At 67.4% G+C, this 17,098-nt stretch carries 16 protein-coding genes and 1 pseudogene; 9 read left to right on the top strand and 8 right to left on the bottom strand.

Features of this window, described 5'->3' with window-relative positions:
* The 3 genes from QOD90_RS20090 to efeU all read right to left on the bottom strand — a co-directional run.
* A partial coding sequence (locus QOD90_RS20090; protein WP_526352590.1) for a Dyp-type peroxidase occupies positions 1-973 on the bottom strand: 973 nt, incomplete at its 3' end.
* A 22-nt stretch (positions 974-995) separates the two neighbouring features.
* Positions 996-2,168, bottom strand: a complete 1,173-nt coding sequence (gene efeO, locus QOD90_RS20085) for an iron uptake system protein EfeO (protein WP_526352588.1) — start codon at positions 2,166-2,168, stop codon at positions 996-998.
* A complete protein-coding gene (gene efeU, locus QOD90_RS20080; protein WP_526352587.1) occupies positions 2,165-3,124 on the bottom strand; it encodes an iron uptake transporter permease EfeU in 960 nt (319 codons plus the stop codon). Before efeU ends, efeO begins: the two co-directional genes overlap by 4 nt.
* A 171-nt stretch (positions 3,125-3,295) precedes the next feature.
* Between efeU and QOD90_RS20075 the strand changes: the two genes are divergently transcribed.
* The 6 genes from QOD90_RS20075 to QOD90_RS20050 all read left to right on the top strand — a co-directional run bounded on the left by QOD90_RS20075 (position 3,296) and on the right by QOD90_RS20050 (position 7,934).
* Positions 3,296-4,027, top strand: coding sequence for a lytic transglycosylase domain-containing protein (locus QOD90_RS20075; protein ID WP_526352586.1), 732 nt, complete (start codon positions 3,296-3,298; stop codon positions 4,025-4,027).
* 72 nt (positions 4,028-4,099) lie between these two features.
* Positions 4,100-5,389: a phosphopyruvate hydratase gene (gene eno, locus QOD90_RS20070; protein WP_526352585.1), complete on the top strand. Its 1,290-nt coding sequence runs from the start codon at positions 4,100-4,102 to the stop codon at positions 5,387-5,389.
* A gap of 9 nt (positions 5,390-5,398) precedes the next feature.
* Complete coding sequence (locus tag QOD90_RS20065) at positions 5,399-6,079, top strand: FtsB family cell division protein (RefSeq protein ID WP_526352584.1); 681 nt, start codon at positions 5,399-5,401, stop codon at positions 6,077-6,079.
* The gene (locus tag QOD90_RS20060) at positions 6,072-6,569 is read left to right on the top strand and encodes a DUF501 domain-containing protein (RefSeq protein WP_526352583.1); all 498 of its coding nucleotides are present in this window, start codon (positions 6,072-6,074) and stop codon (positions 6,567-6,569) included. Before QOD90_RS20065 ends, QOD90_RS20060 begins: the two co-directional genes overlap by 8 nt.
* Entirely contained in the window at positions 6,562-7,533 is a 972-nt protein-coding gene (locus QOD90_RS20055) for a Ppx/GppA phosphatase family protein (RefSeq protein WP_526352582.1), read from the top strand. The genes QOD90_RS20060 and QOD90_RS20055 overlap by 8 nt, the downstream gene beginning before the upstream one ends.
* A gap of 98 nt (positions 7,534-7,631) precedes the next feature.
* Positions 7,632-7,934 carry a hypothetical protein gene (locus QOD90_RS20050; RefSeq protein WP_526352581.1) on the top strand — a complete coding sequence of 101 codons (303 nt, stop codon included), beginning with the start codon at positions 7,632-7,634 and terminating at the stop codon, positions 7,932-7,934.
* A gap of 192 nt (positions 7,935-8,126) precedes the next feature.
* Here the strand turns inward: QOD90_RS20050 and QOD90_RS20045 are convergent, their stop codons facing one another.
* Entirely contained in the window at positions 8,127-9,998 is a 1,872-nt protein-coding gene (locus tag QOD90_RS20045; protein WP_526352580.1) for a propionyl-CoA synthetase, read from the bottom strand.
* A 42-nt stretch (positions 9,999-10,040) separates the two neighbouring features.
* Between QOD90_RS20045 and QOD90_RS20040 the strand changes: the two genes are divergently transcribed.
* The 3 genes from QOD90_RS20040 (at position 10,041) to QOD90_RS20030 (ending at position 12,593) form a co-directional block, all read left to right on the top strand.
* A complete protein-coding gene (locus tag QOD90_RS20040) occupies positions 10,041-10,928 on the top strand; it encodes an alpha/beta fold hydrolase (RefSeq protein ID WP_526352579.1) in 888 nt (295 codons plus the stop codon).
* A gap of 75 nt (positions 10,929-11,003) precedes the next feature.
* Entirely contained in the window at positions 11,004-11,837 is an 834-nt protein-coding gene (locus QOD90_RS20035; protein WP_526352578.1) for a class I SAM-dependent methyltransferase, read from the top strand.
* A gap of 150 nt (positions 11,838-11,987) precedes the next feature.
* Positions 11,988-12,593 (top strand): TetR/AcrR family transcriptional regulator, encoded by a 606-nt coding sequence (locus QOD90_RS20030; RefSeq protein ID WP_526352577.1) that lies wholly within the window; start codon positions 11,988-11,990, stop codon positions 12,591-12,593.
* Between the two features lie 3 nt (positions 12,594-12,596).
* On the opposite strand, the gene QOD90_RS20025 is transcribed toward QOD90_RS20030, so the two are convergent.
* The 4 genes and pseudogenes from QOD90_RS20025 to QOD90_RS20010 form a co-directional block, all read right to left on the bottom strand.
* The gene (locus QOD90_RS20025; protein ID WP_526352576.1) at positions 12,597-13,283 is read right to left on the bottom strand and encodes a response regulator transcription factor; all 687 of its coding nucleotides are present in this window, start codon (positions 13,281-13,283) and stop codon (positions 12,597-12,599) included.
* Entirely contained in the window at positions 13,280-15,835 is a 2,556-nt protein-coding gene (locus tag QOD90_RS20020) for a DUF4118 domain-containing protein (RefSeq protein WP_526352589.1), read from the bottom strand. The genes QOD90_RS20025 and QOD90_RS20020 overlap by 4 nt, the downstream gene beginning before the upstream one ends.
* Positions 15,832-16,755: a potassium-transporting ATPase subunit C gene (locus QOD90_RS20015; RefSeq protein WP_526352575.1), complete on the bottom strand. Its 924-nt coding sequence runs from the start codon at positions 16,753-16,755 to the stop codon at positions 15,832-15,834. Before QOD90_RS20015 ends, QOD90_RS20020 begins: the two co-directional genes overlap by 4 nt.
* Positions 16,756-16,757: 2 nt before the next feature.
* A pseudogene (locus QOD90_RS20010) lies at positions 16,758-17,098 on the bottom strand (potassium-transporting ATPase subunit B); the annotation flags it as partial.

Below are 17,098 nucleotides of genomic sequence, written 5' to 3'. Positions count from 1 at the left end.
TCTTCGTGTGGAAGTCCAGCGCGTCGAACTCGTCGGCGTATCCGATCGGGGCGCCGGTGCCCTTCAGTCGTCCGATGACCCGCTCCTGTTCGAGGAGCGTGGTGCGGTCCCAGTTTTCGATGCGCATTCGGATGCGGCGGGTCACCAGGTAGCTGCCACCGGTCATCCACGCCGGACCGTCGCCGGCGGCCACCCACACGTGCTTGTCAAGCGCGCCGCCGTCCTCGGCTTTGAGGTTTGCCGTTCCGTCCTTGAACCCGAACAGGTTTCGCGGAGTGGACTGGTCGCGCGTGGTCGACGACGTACGGCCGAAGCCGAGCTGCGAGTAGCGCACCGCGGCCGTGCCGAACGCCACGCGGGCGAGGTTCCGGATCGCGTGCACGGCGACCTGCGGATCGTTGGCGCAGGCCTGGACGCAGATGTCGCCGTGGCTCTTGGCGGGGTCCATGGTTTCGTTGGGGAACTTGGGCAGGTCGATCAACGCCTTCGGCCGCTTGTCGGCGATGCCGAAGCGGTCCTTGCCGTCCTTCGTGAAGAAGGTCGGGCCGAAGCCGATGGTCAGGGTCAGTTGGGACGGCGGAAGGCCAAGGGCCTCACCGGTATCCGAAGGGGGCGCGTACGGGTTGAGCCCGACGGCGCCGTTCTTGACGGCCTCCTCCGCGAGCGTCATGCGCTCGGCCATCTGGGTCCACTCCTTGAGCATCGCCACGACTTCCGCACGGTCGTCGGTGGTGACGTCGAAGGAGCAGAAGTGCATGCGATCCTGTGCCGCGGTGACGATGCCCGCCTGGCGCTCGCCACGGAAGGGCACCGCGTCCTGCAGTTCGGTGGCGGCGGGGCTGGACGCCGACGCCCGGCCGGCCAGCGCGCCCGCACCGGCCGCACCGACCACGGCCGCCGTCACTCCCGCCGCGCCGAAAAGCTTGCGGCGCGACAACGCTCCGCGCGCCGAGTCCGATTCGGCGGGAGTCACGTTCGGCGTATCGGCCTGGCTCCTACTGTCCTGCGATGACACCCTGCACCTGGCTGACTTCCTTCGACAGTGCGTCGATCGAGCGGGATAGCTCTTGGCGCTGTGGCTCGGTCACGGTGTCGTACAAGACGAACCCGTCACCCTTGCGGTACTTCTGCAGCACCGCCTCGGACTCGGCAAAACGCTGGTCGACCTTCTTGCCGAGGTCGGCGTTGCGCTCGTCGAGGATCGGTCGGACCGACGACACCGCGGTCTGCGAACCCTGCAGGTTGGCCTCGAAGTCCCACAGGTCGGTGTGGCTGAAGATGTCCTCTTCACCACTGATCTTGCTCGATGCGATCTCGTCGAGCAGACCCTGTGCGCCACCGGCGATCTGGGTGGAGTCGACGGTGAACTCCGGAGCCTTCACGCCATCGTTGAGTTCCTTGACGTCGGCGACCAACTGATCGGCGAGTGCTCCTGCGTCGGGCTGCAGGCCGGTCACCCACAGCTGCTTCTCCAGCGCGTGGAAGCCAGTCCACTTCTGGCCAGGCTCGAGGTCGGCCTCGCGGAGGTCGATGCGCGGGTCGAGGTCGTCCGGGAAGGACTCGGCCACCGGCTCGATGCGCTCGTAGTACGTGCGGGCGACGGGGAACTGCGCCTTGGCCGCGTTGACGTCGCCTTTCTTGACTGCGGCGACGAACACGTCGACCGCGGGGATCAGCGCCTCGGTCTGGCTGTTCACGTACCGCTTGTAGTTGTCGGCGGCTTCGGCGAACTTGCCCTCGGTGTCGATCTGGACGGCGTCGCCGGTGACGGTGAAGTCGCCGCGGAGGCCGTCGCCGATCATGCCCGGCTTGCAGGCGGTCTGGTACTTGCCCGGTTCGGTCAGCTGGACGATGAGCTTGCGCTCCAGGCCGGGGGAGATGTTCTCGACCTCGCCCATCACCCGGTCGCCAGCACCGTAGACGTAGAACTCGGTGACCTTGGTGCCGTTGTTGGTGATCACGAAGGTGCTCGGCCCGGTGACCGCGGTGGTGCCGGACAGCTCGCACGTCGTGTCCGACGCGTTGACGGTGACCTGGGCGGGAGCGTCGTCCCCACTGCTGGCGGGGGTCTGGGCCTCCTTGGCTTGGCAGCCGACGAGGGAGATGCCCGTCAGCAGGGCCGCCGCTGCGGCAGCGGCGGCCCTCGCGTTCTGGGGGGAGACGATCATCTGGTCGACCTTTCGGATGTGGTGGACGGCTCCGGTTCCGGAGTGACGTCGGTGCTGGCGGGAGGGGTGCCCGGCGGTGGGGTATCCGCCGGTTTCGCGGGCGCCCTGGTGGGGCGCAGGAAGACGATGAGGACGATGACGAGATAGAGCGACCAGCCGAAGAACTGCAGCCAGGTCGGCGTCGGCGTGATGTTGAAGACGCCCTGGATGACCTGGCCGTACCACGACGACCAGTCGAACCACGAGCTGATGTCGAACGGACGGCTGGTCAGGCCGGGAAGCCAGCCGACGGTCTGCAGCGCGCCGACGCCGTAGGACAGGATGCCCGCGGCGACGACGACCAGGAATGTGCCGGTGTAGAGGAAGAACTTGGCGAGGTTGATCCGCAACGCGCCCTTGTACATCCCGAACGCGATCGCCACGGCGATGAGAACCCCGATGACGAGGCCCGTCAGCGGCCAGAGCGTCTTGGCGTCGGCGAAGCCGACCATGAACAGTGCGGTCTCGACGCCCTCCCGGCCGACGGCCAGGAACGACAGCGACAGCACGGCGAACGCACCCGCCTCGAGAGCCTTCGACATCTCGCCGCGCAGTTGACCCGACATGCCTGCCGCGGCCTTCTTCATCCAGATCACCATGGTCGTGACGATCGCGACGGCGATCAGCGACGCGACGCCCGCGATGGCCTCCGCGCCGAGTCCCGAGATGGTGTTCTCGCCGTACTGGATGGCCAGGAACACCGCGATGGTCATGACGATCGCCGCGCCGACTCCGAGCCACACCCACCTGAGGGCGTCGCGGCGGTCGGACTTGACCAGGAACGCGACCAAGATGGTGACGACGATGGCGGCTTCGAGGCCCTCGCGTACGCCGATGAGCGCGCTACCGAAGAGCTGCGAGGAGATGCTGGGGCCGGCGGCCAATAGTGACACCGACACGTCCCCCACCGCGGTCATGAGTTCGTCCTTGCTACGAAGGGTGCTTACCAAGCATTGGCTAGCCATGGCTAGGTGTGGCTCACCTTAGCAAGGTGAGTACGGGAACGGTACGCCCCGGCAAACGGCGACGTCGGCACCAACGGAACGCATGGGACGATGGCAGGGATCCGAACGTGTCAAGGGAGTCTGGTGTCGTCAGTGCGTTGGCTGCGGGCCGTCGCGGTTATCGTCGCTACTGCCCTGCTGATGGCCTCTTCTTGCTCGTGGCAGACGGGGATCCCAATCCCCGAGGGTGTACCGCCACCGCCGGGTGACCCGGTTCCGCAAGTCGACACGCACGCCAAGGGTCGGCCCGCCGACCAGTTGCGAGAGTGGGCCGCCGAACGTTCGGCGGCGGTCGGCATCCCTGCGACGGCGCTGGAGGCCTATGCCTATGCGGCGCGGGTCGCCGAGGTGGAGAACCCGAAGTGCCATCTGGCGTGGACGACGCTCGCAGGCATCGGGATGGTCGAGAGCCACCACGGCACCTACGGCGGTGCCACGATCGCGCCCGACGGCGACGTGACACCGCCGATCCGCGGTGTCCGGCTGGACGGGTCGATGGGCAACATGGCGATTCCGGACACCGACGGCGGCAAGCTCGATGGCGACCCGTTGATGGACCGCGCGATGGGCCCCATGCAGTTCATCCCCGCGACCTGGAAGCTGTACGGCGTTGACGCCAACAACGACGGCGTCGTGAGCCCCGACAACATCGACGACGCTGCGCTTTCGGCGGCGGGCTACCTGTGCTGGCGCGGCAAGGATCTCGCCAAACCGCGAGGTTGGATGGACGCGCTGAGGGCCTACAACCTGTCCGACCAGTACGCGCGAACGGTGCGTGACTGGGCCACGGCCTACGCCGACGGCCAGTCCCTATAGCTCTGTCGGCGGGGGGAAACCTCAGCCTCTAGGCTGTGCAGGTCCGCATCAGCACCACGCGAGGAGACGTCAGTGCCCGTCATCGAGCAGATCGCAGCGCGAGAGATTCTCGACTCCCGGGGCAACCCGACCGTGGAGGTCGAGGTGGCGCTCGACGACGGCTCCGCCGCGCGCGCCGCGGTGCCCTCTGGCGCCTCGACCGGTGAGCACGAGGCCGTCGAGCTCCGTGACGGCGGCGACCGGTACCTCGGCAAGGGCGTAGAAAAAGCGGTCAAGGGCGTGCTGACCGAGCTCGCGCCCGCCGTGATCGGCCTGAACGCCGACGACCAGCGGCTCGTCGACCAGGCGCTGCTCGACTGCGACGGCACGGCCGACAAGTCGCGGCTCGGCGCCAACGCGATCCTCGGGGTGTCGTTGGCCGTCGCGAAGGCGGCCGCCGATGCCGCCGGACTCCCGCTGTTCCGCTACCTCGGCGGGCCCAACGCCCACGTCCTGCCGGTCCCGATGATGAACATCGTCAACGGTGGCGCGCACGCCGACACTGGCGTCGACGTCCAGGAGTTCATGGTCGCGCCCATCGGTGCGCCGTCCTTCAAGGAGGCCCTGCGGTGGGGCGCCGAGGTGTACCACTCGCTGAAGTCGGTCCTCAAGAAGCAGGGTCTGGCCACCGGTCTCGGCGACGAGGGCGGCTTCGCCCCCGACATCGCAGGCACCGTGGCCGCGCTCGACCTGATCAGCACGGCCATCGAGGCGACGGGCCTCAAGCTGGGCGCCGACGTAGCGCTGGCGCTCGACGTCGCTGCGACCGAGTTCTACACCGACGGAACGGGTTACGCCTTCGAGAAGCAAACCCGCACGGCTGCCCAGATGACGGAGTTCTACGCCGGACTGCTGGACGCGTACCCGCTGGTGTCCATCGAGGATCCGCTGTCCGAGGACGACTGGGACGGCTGGGTGTCGTTGACCACGGCGATCGGTGATCGCATCCAGATCGTCGGCGACGACCTGTTCGTCACCAATCCGGAGCGTCTCGAGGAGGGCATCGAGAAGGGTGCGGCCAACGCGCTTTTGGTCAAGGTGAACCAGATCGGCACGCTGACGGAGACGTTGGACGCGGTCTCGCTGGCCCACAACAGCGGCTACCGCACGATGATGAGCCATCGGTCCGGCGAGACCGAGGACACCACCATCGCCGACCTGGCCGTCGCCGTCGGCAGCGGGCAGATCAAGACCGGTGCGCCAGCGCGCAGCGAGCGCGTCGCCAAGTACAACCAGCTGCTCCGCATCGAGGAGGAGCTCGGCGACGCCGCACGGTACGCGGGTGACCTGGCGTTCCCACGTTTCGTGTTGGAGAGCAAGTAACTTTTAGACATGCCCGACGCCAAGCGGCCCGACCCCAAGCGGCGCACTCCCGCGTCGCGGCCGGGGAAGGGTGGCGGTCGGCCGCGGGGGGCGTCTCCGATTCGACGGGAACCGCGCGCGATCGAGGCGCGGCCCGAGCCGGAGGCGCCGCCCGAGATCGAGGAAGACGACGAGCCCACCGGCGTCATCGAACCGATCAGGAAGGCGATCGCCGAGGCGGCCGAACAGCAGTCCGACCAACGGCTGGGTTCCGCGGCGAGGCGAGCCGCGATCCTGGCGGTCGTGGTGTGTGTGTTGACGCTGACCATCGCCGGGCCGGTGCGGACGTATTTCTCGCAGCGGACCGAGATGAGGCAGCTCTCCGACGCGCAAGCCCAATTGCGTTCGCAGATCGCCGATCTCGAACAGCAGAAGGTCAAGCTCGGCGATCCGGCGTACATCGCAGCGCAGGCGCGCGAGAGGCTTGGCTTCGTCATGCCCGGCGACATTCCCTACCAGGTTCAGTTGCCTGCGGGCGACGTCCCGGTGGCGGCTCCCGGGGCGGTTCCCGCGAAGCCGCCGAGCGGGCTGCCGTGGTACACCTCGCTGTGGCACACCATTGCCGATGCGCCGCACGGAGTTTCGCAGATTCCGCAGGCGCCTGAGCTGCCACCGCCGCCCGCTCTCGTCCCGCCGGCTCCCGGTGGTTGACCAATCCGATCTCGACGCCGTCGCGCTCCAGTTGGGCCGCGAGCCGCGTGGTGTCCTGGAGATCGCCTATCGCTGTCCGAACGGCCAACCGGGCGTGGTGAAGACGGCGCCGAAACTGCCTGACGGAACACCCTTTCCGACGCTGTACTACCTGACTCATCCCGCGCTCACGGCCGCGGCCAGTCGGCTGGAGTCGTCGGGGATGATGCGCGATATGACCGAGCGGCTGTCGCACGATCAGGAGCTTGCCGACGCCTACCGCCGCGCGCACGAGTCGTTCCTGGCCGAGCGCGACGCCGTCGAGCCGCTGGGGACGACGTTCTCCGGCGGCGGCATGCCCGACCGCGTCAAGTGCCTGCACGTCGTCATCGCGCACTCGCTGGCCAAGGGGCCAGGCGTGAATCCCTTTGGCGACGAGGCGCTGGCCGTGCTGGCCGCCGAGCCTGCGATGGCCGGAATCCTGGATCGAGGGGTGTGGGTTGATGAGTAGGGTCGCTGCGATCGACTGCGGTACGAATTCGATCCGGCTGTTGATCGCCGACCTGAACTCAGACCGGCATCTGACCGATGTGCACCGCGAGATGCGCATCGTGCGGCTCGGTGAAGGCGTCGACGCGACGGGGAGTTTCGGTGCGCCCGCATTGGCGCGCACCCGCGCCGCGCTCGAGGACTACGCCGCGCTGCTGCAGGCTCATTCGGTGCCGACGGTTCGGATGGTCGCGACGTCGGCCACGCGGGACGCGGCCAACCGTGACGAGTTCTTCGCGATGACGGCCGAGGTGCTCGGCGCTGCGGTGCCGGGCGCGATCGCCGAGGTCATCACCGGCACCGAGGAGGCCGAGCTGTCGTTTCAGGGTGCGATCGGCGAACTCGATTCCGCTGCAGCGCCATTCGTCGTCGTCGATCTTGGTGGCGGGTCGACTGAGGTGGTGCTGGGGAGCCCGGACGTCGACGGAGCCGCTCCGGCGGCGACCACCGGCCTTGCGAGTCATTCCGCGAACATCGGCTGCGTGCGGCTCACGGAGCGGTGCCTGAAGTCCGATCCGCCAACGGCTGCCGAGATCGCGGATGCGCGCGCCGTCGTCCGGGACGGCCTGGCCGCCGCCTTCGACGCGGTGCCCGTCGAGAGGGCGCGAACGTGGGTCGGGGTGGCTGGCACCATGACGACGTTGTCGGCGCTGGCGATGAACCTGGCCGTCTACGATTCCGAGCTCATTCATCTGTCGCGAGTCGGGTTCGACGACCTGCTGAAGGTCTGCGACGGGTTGCTGGCCATGACCCGTCGTCAACGCGCTGCACTCGGTCCGATGCACGAGGGGCGGGTCGACGTGATCGGCGGCGGCGCCATCGTCGTCGAAGAGTTGGCGCGGGCGCTCGGCGAGCGCGCCGGGATCGCCGAGCTGGTGGTCAGCGAGCACGACATCCTGGACGGCATCGCATTGTCGATCGGTTAGCTGGTGGGTTTCGGACCCGGCGGCCAGGGGTACGGGATAGGTGTCGTCTACCCGAAGAAGCTGGGTGGCTGTATGTCGGGTTGACGAGGGGAAGCACCATGGCCGAGCAGGATATTCGTGGCATTGACGAGTCGACCGGGGAGGTCCTGGCGACCACCGGATTGTTGACGATGTTGGGTGCCGTCGTGGCCGCGGTCATCGCCTTCGGCGCACTCGGTCACGCGAGTATGGCGACCGCCGGAGTACTCGGAATCGTCGCAATCCTCAGCTTCGTGGTCAGCGTGGTGTGCTTCGCGGCCGACAGCAACCGCTCGGAGGACGCCCCGTTGCCGTTCCCGAGTTGGTTGCGGACCGAAGCCGAAACGGCAGCCGAGCTGTCAGCCCCGCCCGTAGGCGGTTAAATCCTCAGCGCCGGATATTGCAGTTCGGCGGGTTTCCGCAATGATGTCCGCCGTCGCAGGCGTTGCAATGGCAGCTACATCCACTGGCCTTCTGGTCTGGAACTCGCATGACAGTCCACCTCTATTGACTTGGTCGAATATCCACATATGACCACTTGACAATAGTTCGGATCACGTTCCCGCGGGACCGCTTCACGATCGCAGGATCGGCGTCAGCGCTTCGAGCACGCTCGCGTCCTCGATCGTCGATGGCACCGGCTCGTCGCGGCCGTCGGCGATGCCACGCATGGTCTTTCGCAGGATCTTTCCGGACCGGGTCTTCGGCAGGGCCGCCACGACGTCGACCCTCTTGAGTGCCGCGACCGCACCGATGTTCTCGCGTACCGCCAGCACCAGTTCGTCGACAAGACCATCGGCCGACGCGCCCGACTTGAGCACGACGAAACCGCGCGGCACCTGGCCCTTGAGTTCGTCGGCCGCTCCGATCACCGCGCACTCCGCGACGGCCGGATGCGTCGCGAGGACGGCTTCGATGGAACCCGTCGACAGTCGATGGCCCGCGACGTTGATGACGTCGTCGGTGCGGCCCATCACGAACAGGTAGCCGTCCTCGTCGAGATAGCCGCCGTCACCCGAGAGGTAGTAGCCGGGGAAGGCCGATAGGTACGACGCGACGAAGCGGTCGTCGTCGCCCCACAGCGTCGGAAGCGTGCCCGGTGGAAGCGGAAGCTTCACACAGATCGAACCCTCTTCGCCTGCATCGCATTCCGTGCCGTCGGGCCGCAGGACGCGGACGTCGTATCCGGGCATCGGCACCGTCGCCGAGCCGGGCTTGACGGCCATCGCCTCGACGCCCATCGGTGCGGCGGCGATGGACCATCCGGTCTCGGTCTGCCACCAGTGGTCGATGACGGGGATGCCCAGTTTCTCGGCGGCCCAGTGGTACGTGCTGGGATCCAGCCGTTCGCCGGCCTGGAACAGGTACCGCAGTTTGGAGAGGTCGTGGCCTACGAGTTGGGTCGCGTCCGGGTCGACCTTCTTGATCGCCCTGATGGCCGTCGGCGCTGAGAACAGGGCCTTCACACCGTGTTCGGCGGCCACCCGCCAGAAGGCACCCGCGTCGGGGGTGCCCACCGGCTTGCCTTCGTACAGCACGGTGGTCGCGCCGAGCAGCAGCGGTCCGTAGACGATGTAGGAGTGGCCGACGACCCAGCCCACATCCGAAGCGGCCCAATACACGTCGCCCGGTTCGGTGTCGTAGATGTGCTTCATGGTCCACATCAGCGCGACGGCGTGGCCGCCGTTGTCGCGGACGATGCCCTTGGGCTTGCCGGTGGTGCCGGAGGTGTAGAGCACGTAGAGCGGATCGGTCGCCGCGACGGGAACGGGATCGACGGGTTCCGCATCGGCCATGGCCTCGGTCCACGACACGTCGCGGCCCGGCGTCAGATGGCAGGGATGTTGGTCGCGTTGGAGGATGACGCATGCCGGGGTTTCGTGCTCGGCGAGGTGCAGCGCGCCGTCGACGATCATCTTGTAGTCGACGATGCGGGTGGGCTCGATGCCGCACGACGCCGTCACCAGCACCGCAGGCCCGGCGTCGTCGATGCGGGTGGCGAGTTCGTGCGCCGCGAATCCGCCGAACACCACCGAGTGCACGGCTCCGAGGCGGGCCGACGCCAGCATCGCGATGACGGCCTCGGGCACCATCGGCATGTAGATGACGACGCGGTCGCCCTTCTCGACGCCGAGTCCGCGCAGCACGCCCGCGAAACGCGAGGTCTCGTCGAGCAGTTCGCGGTAGGTGTAGGTGCGCTTGGTGCCGGCCAGCGGCGAGTCGTAGATCAGCGCGGCCTGGTCTCCTCGGCCCTGCTCGACGTGCCGGTCGAGCGCGTTGGCGCAGGTATTGAGCTCACCGTCCGGAAACCAGCGGTAGAACGGGGGATTGGCGTCGTCGAGGATGCGTTGCGGTGCCCGGGTCCACGTGACGGCGCGAGCTGCCTCCGCCCAGAATGCGCTCGGGTCGTCAATGCTGGCGTCGAACAACTCGCGGTACCCGGCCATACCGGGAGCGTACTGGCAGACCGGCTCCCATAACCTGGACATATGACTAGTCCAGTCCCACAGATCGACGGCGTCCGCCGGTCCTTCGTCGAGGCCCGCGGAGTGCGGTTCCACGTCACCGAGTCGGGGCCGGAGGACGGTCGGCCGGTACTGGCACTGCACGGCTGGCCGCAGCACCACTGGGTGTACCGGGACCTGCTCGCCGACCCGCCGCCGGGCCTGCGCATCATCGCCCCCGACCTGCCCGGGTACGGGTGGTCCGGGCCCGCGCCACACCGGTGGGCCAAGGACGACGTCGCCGCCGACGTGCTGGCGTTGATGGATGCGCTCGCTCTGGACCGGGTGCTGCTCGTCGGGCATGACTGGGGTGGCTTCGTGGGCTATCGGATGTTGCTCGCCGCGCCGGAGCGTTTCGACGGCTATCTGGTGATGAACATGGCGCATCCGTGGGTCACCCCGCGCGTCCTGCTGCCGACGTTCTGGCGACTGCTGACCTATCAACCGATGATGGCGACGGTCGGCGTGCAGGTGCACCAGCGCACCAGGATCATCGACCGGATGGTGTTCGGCAGCGGACCGAAGAGTCACCGACTGGATCCCGCGATCGCGCGGGTCTACACCGAGCGGTTCCGCGACCCGGTGTGCGCCCACGCCGCGCGCGACACCTACCGGACCTTCCTGCTGCGCGAAATACCCTCGAGCGCACGCAATCCCGAAACCCGGCGTGCGACGGTCCCCATTCGGGTGCTCTTCGGAACCGCCGACTTCGCCGTGCATCAGTCACTCGCCGACCCCGCGACCGCCAACGCCGACGACTACACGTTCGAACCGGTCGACTCCGGGCACTTCGTCATCGACGAGCGTCCGGATCTGGTGCGGGCCAAGCTGATTGCGCTGGCTGACGAAACCAAGCCCGCGTCATCGATATAGCGTCCACAGTCGTCAAACCGCGTTTTGATGACTGTAGGCGCTATCTCGACGCGAAGAGGGTGGGAGAATGACGCGGTGACCGACGACTGGCGCGACATCAATCTGGCGAACTGGGAGTCGCGAGTCCCGATCCATACCGGCGTGGATGGTTATGACCTCGCGAGCTTCGACGACCCGGATCACCTGTCGCCGGTGGTGCGATACGACCTGCCGCGCCTCGGCCGGCTCGACGGGCTCGACGTCGTGCACCTGCAGTGTCACATCGGCACCGACACGGTGTCGCTGGCCCGGTTGGGCGCGAAGTCCGTTACGGGGCTGGACTTCTCGCCCGCCGCAGTGGCAGCCGCCCGTGCCCTCACCGCTCGCGCCGGCGCCGACGTCACGTTCGTCGAGGCGGACGTGCACGACGCGGTCGATGCGCTCGGTGCGGGCCGCGCCGACGTCGTCTACACCGGGATCGGTGCGCTGTGCTGGCTGCCGGACATCCGCCGCTGGGCGGGCATCGTCGCGTCGCTGCTACGGCCGGGTGGTCGGCTGTTCATCAGGGAGGGGCACCCCGTGCTCTGGGCGATGAGCGATCCGCGCCAGGACGGGTTGTTGGTCATCGAGTACCCGTACTTCGAAACGGGCGGAACGCTCTTCGTCGAGCACGACAGCTATGCGGGACAGGGCGAGGTCGCCTCGCCCGAGTCCGTCGTGTTCAATCACGGTCTCGGGGAGATCTTCACGGCACTTCTGGACGCCGGGCTCGCAATCACCGGATTCGAGGAGCACCGCGAGTTGTCGTGGAACTTCTTCGGTGACGCCATGGCGGCTAGCCCGGACTTCGAGGACGAATACGTCCTAGTCGATGGCAGTGACCGGATCCCGCTGACCTACACGCTGCAGGCGGCCAAGACGGTGCGATAGACAAACGGGGGCGGATCCAGTCCCCTCTTCTGGACCCGCCCGCGCTGAGCAAATATAAACACTTGTGTTCATGGATGGCAATCGCGCGACGGGGCCGTCCGCCTAGACTCGTTGATCTTGGCGGGTATCACCTCTATTGATGGCCGGAGCATGAACACCAGCAAGCAACTCAGACCTGGACGGCATCAGCTGAGCCGCGATGAGGTCAGATCCCACCAACGCGATCGGATCTTCCACGCGATGGAGACGGTGATGGCGGTCAAGGGTTATGCCGACACCAGCGTGGCCGACATCATCAAGGTCGCCGGGGTGTCCAGGCAGACCTTCTACCAGCTGTTCTGTTCCAAGCAGGATTGCTTTCTCGCCAGTTTCGGCCAGCGCCAGGGGTCGGTCCTCGGCACGATCTTCGAGACACCCACCTCGAAGGCACCGTTGGAGCGGTTCGCCGCCCTGCTGCGCACCTATCTCACGGTGATGGCGAGGGACCCGGCGGTCTCGCGGCTGTACCTGATCGGCGTGTACACCGCAGGCCGGGAGGCGCTCGCGAAACGCCTCGAGATGCAGCAGCAGTTCGTCGATGCCGTCGCCGCACTGTTCGAGGCCCAAACCGAGCAGGATCGGTTCGTCTGCCAGACGCTGGTGGCGGCGGTCTCGACGCTGGTCACCAACGCCCTGCTCGACGACGATCCGCAGGCCGTCCTCAATCTGCAGCAGCCGCTCGTCCACGTCGCCACCCAGCTGATGGCGGCCCGGTAGCCGTTAGTCCTGAAAGCGGTAGCCCATCCCGGCCTCGGTCAGCAGATGCTTGGGGTGCGACGGATCCACTTCGAGCTTGCGTCGCAACTGCGCGAGGTACACCCGCAGATAGTGAGTTTCCTTGGCGTACGCCGGTCCCCACACTTCCTTGAGCAGTTCCTCGCGGCCGACGAGCTTGCCGCGATTGCGCACCAGCATCTCGAGCATGCCCCACTCGGTGGGGGTCAAATGCACTTCGGAGCCGTCCCTGGTGACCTTCTTCGAAGCCAAATCAACTGTGAAGGACGAGGTTTCGACGACGGGCTGGTCGGTCTCGGAGGCTGCGGTGCCGCGCCGCACCGCGGCGCGCAACCTGGCGAGGAACTCGTCCATCCCGAATGGCTTCGTCACGTAGTCGTCGGCGCCGGCGTCGAGGGCCTCGACCTTATCCGAGGAGTCGGTGCGGGCCGACAACACGATGACGGGTGCGGTGAGCCAGCCACGCAGCCCCTCCAGCACCTCGATGCCGGAGATGTCGGGGAGGCCGAGGTCGAGGACGACGACGTCGGGTTTGTGCTCGGCGGCGACCCGAAGTGCCTGTGCACCAGTGTCTGCCGTGAAGACTTCGTAGCCGCGGACGGACAGGTTGATGCGCAGCGCCCGCAGGATCTGCGGCTCGTCGTCGATGACCAGCACCCGTGTCTTCGTCATCGCTCGTCCCGTGCTGCGGCCAGATCGATGACGAGTGTCAGTCCACCGCCGGGGGTATCGGTGGCGGCGATCGTGCCACCCATCGCTTCGACGAACCCGCGGGCCACCGACAAGCCGAGGCCGACGCCGCTGCTGTTGTCGTGGTCGCCCATCCGCTGGAACGGTGCGAACATCTGTTCCTCGGCGCCCCGCGCGACGCCCTTGCCCTCGTCGACCACGGCGATGACCACTCGATCACCAACCCGTGCTGCGTTCACGCGCACCGGCCCGTCCGCCGCGTAGCGCAGTGCGTTGTCGACGACGTTGACCAGTACTCGTTCGAGCAGGCCGATGTCGGCCATCGCCACCGCGTCGCCGACTTCGACCTTGACCCGGTCGACTCCCGTGCGGCCGAATCCAGTTGCGCCTCTGCTGATTCCGAGCAGGGCCCGCTGTACGACCTCCTCGAGGTACACGCGTCGGAGCTCCGGTTTGACGACGCCTGCGGCGAGCCTCGAAGAGTCCAGCAGGTTGCCGACCAGGGCGGTCAGCTGGTCGATCGACTCCTCGACGGTCGCGAGCAGCTCGGCGGTGTCCTCGGCGGAGAAGTCGATGTCGTCGCTGCGCAGGCTGGATACCGATGCCTTGGCAGCCGCGAGGGGAGTGCGCAGATCGTGGCTCACCGCCGACAGAAGCGAACGTCGGAGTTCGTCGGCCTTCGCGATGACCTCGGCCTGGCCGGCGTCCTCGACCAACTGGCGCTGCTTGATCAGTCCCGCAGCCTGATTGGCGACGGCACCGAGCACTCGGCGGTCCCTGGCGGTCAGCGGCTTCCCGGTCATCAGCATCCAGAATTCGTCGTCACCGACCTCCACGGCGGTGTCCGCGGAGTCCACGTCCACGCACGGATCTTGGCCGACGCAGGCGACGATCGTGGTGCCGTCGGGACCCTCGCGCAACATGCTCACCGAGCGTTGTGAATAGACCTCCCTGACCCGTTCCAGGAGCGTCGTGAGATCGGCGCCGCGCAGCACGGACCCGGCGAACAACGCGAGCAGTTCGGCCTCCTGGGAGGCGCGTCGGGCTTCGCGTGACCGGTTCGCCGCGCCGTCGACCAGGGCGGCCACCGCCACCGCGACCGCCAGCAACACCACGACGGTGACGGCGCTGTCGGGTTCGGCCATCGTGAAGGTGTGCTTGGGCTCGACGAGGAAGTAGTTGAGCAGGAGGCCGGAGAACAGTGCCGACAGGGCGGCCGGGGCCACGCCGCCGAGAAGCGCAACGACGAGCACGCCGACGAAGAAGAGCGCGCTCTCGCCGCCGATGCCGAGGAACCGCTGCAGGACGACCACCGTCACCGCGCAGATGGCCGACGGAACGATGCCAGCGGCGAGCCAGGAGGCCAGGTGGCGCTGTCGCGGCGTCAGCGACGCCAGCGTCACGCTCGGCTTGGCGTGGTCGTGCGTGACCATGTGGACGTCGATCTTCCCGGAGTGCTGCACGGTGGCCGCCCCGATGCCCTCCTCGAAGATGCGGGCCCACCGTGACCGCCGCGACGTGCCGAGTACCAGTTGGGTCGCATTGATCTCGCGGGCGAACTCCAGAAGGGCTGCGGGCACGTCGTCGCCGACGACGGTGTGCACGGTGGCGCCGAGGCTGGTGGCGAGTTCCCGAACCTTGCCCATCTGCGGTGCCGACACCCCCGCCAGACCGTCGCCGCGGACGACGTGAACGATCATCAGTTCGGCGCTCGACTTCGATGCGATTCGCGATGCCCGCCGGACCAGGGTCTCTGATTCCGGACCTCCGGTGACCGCGACGACCACTCGTTCGCGCGCCTCCCAGGTGGCGGTGATCTTGTTCTCGGCGCGGTATTTGGCCAGTGCCGCGTCGACCTGATCGGCGAGCCACAGCAGCGCAAGCTCGCGCAGCGCGGTGAGGTTGCCTCGGCGGAAGTAGTTGCTCAATGCGGCGTCGATGCGCTCCGGCGCGTAGACGTTGCCGTGGGAAAGTCTGCGGCGCAACGCCTCTGGGGTGATGTCGACGAGCTCGATCTGCGCCGCACCTCGGACCACGGAGTCGGGGACGGTCTCCTGCTGTTCGATCCCGGTGATCTGAGCGACGACGTCGTTGAGGCTCTCCAGGTGTTGGACGTTGACGGTGGAGATCACCGAGATGCCCGCGTCGAGCAGTTCCTCGATGTCCTGCCAGCGCTTCGCGTTCGTGCTGCCCGGGGTGTTGGTGTGCGCGAGTTCGTCGACGAGCACCACCTCGGGGCGACGCGCCAGCACCGCCGCCACGTCGAGTTCGGCGAAGCGTCCGCCGCGGTAGTCGACATACTGCGGCGGGACGACTTCGATGCCCTCGAACATCTCAGCGGTCTTCTTGCGGCCGTGGGTTTCCACCACGGCGGCGACGATGTCGGTGCCCCGTTCCACCCGGCGGTGTGCTTCACCGAGCATGGCGAATGTCTTTCCGACGCCGGGCGCCGCGCCCAGATAGATGCGCAGTTCCCCCCGCTTGGGACCGTGCTGTGCGGCGCTCACACCCTCATCATCCACCTGCCCGCTCAGCTCCTTGCAGGATACTTCTGGTCGAGCGCAAGGTTGAGTTCGAGCACGTTGACCCGCGGCTCGCCCATGAACCCGAGGTCGCGGCCATAGGTGTTGTCCGCGAGCAGGTTACGAATCTCGTCGGGGCTGACGCCGCGGGTCTTGGCGACCCGGGCGACTTGAATGTCGGCGTAGGCGGGGGAGATGTTGGGATCGAGGCCGCTGCCGCTGGCGGTCACCGCGTCGGCAGGCACCGCCGGGCTGGCCGGAGCCGCACCGCGGATGGGCACGATCTGGCCGAGTGTGTAGTCCTCGCCGTACTTTGCGCAGTCCACCTTGACGCCTTCGTACGCGGCGAGGAACGGTGCCGTGGTCGTCGCGCACGGCTGGTTCAGGCTCACCACCCTGGTGGGTCGCACGACGTTGCCGTGCGAATCGCGCGGGCCGATCACCGACAGCACGGCGCCGACGCCGTCGCCGGTGCAGAACGGCCGCGTCCCGTTCACCCCTTCCAGGGCGCCGATGGCCGCACTGCGGGAACACACCAGGGTCAGCAGGCTGGCCTTGTATCCGGCGTCCGCGGGATCGGTGCCCGCCGCCACCTGGGCGGGGTCGGCGGGCGTGTCGACGACGTTCTCCGGCCCGAGGTTGCTCGCACTGGTCGACAGCGGGTCGTAGCCGGCACCGGCGGCCGACGGCCGGCTCTGGAAGTACTGGGGCAACGGGTTGCCCTTGGCGTCGGTGAACGACTGGCCGATCAGCGAGCTGCCCACCGGCTTTCCGTCGGCCGTGATGATCGAGCCTTGCGCGTGAGCGTCGAGACCAGGCGCCAGCGCGACCGCCCAGACGACGAGCGGGTAGGCGAGGCCGGTGACGATCGTCAACACCACTAGTGCGCGAAGTGCGGCCCAGTGTTGGCGAATGAGGTTGGAAACATTCATGTTCAGGACATCCCAGGAAGAAGTTGGACGACGAGATCGATCAGTTTGATTCCGATGAACGGAGCGACGATGCCACCGATGCCGTAGAGGTAGAGGTTGCGGCTCAACAGCTTCGACGCACTGCTCGGGGTGTATCGCACACCGCGCAGGGACAGCGGGATGAGCGCCACGATGATGATCGCGTTGAAGATCACCGCCGACAGGATCGCCGACTCTGGACTGTGCAGACGCATCACGTTGAGCAGGTCCAGGCCGGGGAACAACGCGACGAACATCGCCGGGATGATCGCGAAGTACTTCGCAATGTCGTTGGCGATCGAGAACGTCGTCAAGGCGCCGCGCG

It is taken from the genome of Mycobacterium sp., assembly GCF_032161845.1.
In the GTDB taxonomy this organism is placed as follows: Bacteria; Actinomycetota; Actinomycetes; order Mycobacteriales; family Mycobacteriaceae; genus Mycobacterium.
The sequence above is the reverse complement of the archived record's forward strand: the minus strand, read 5'-3'. Positions and strand labels throughout refer to the sequence as shown.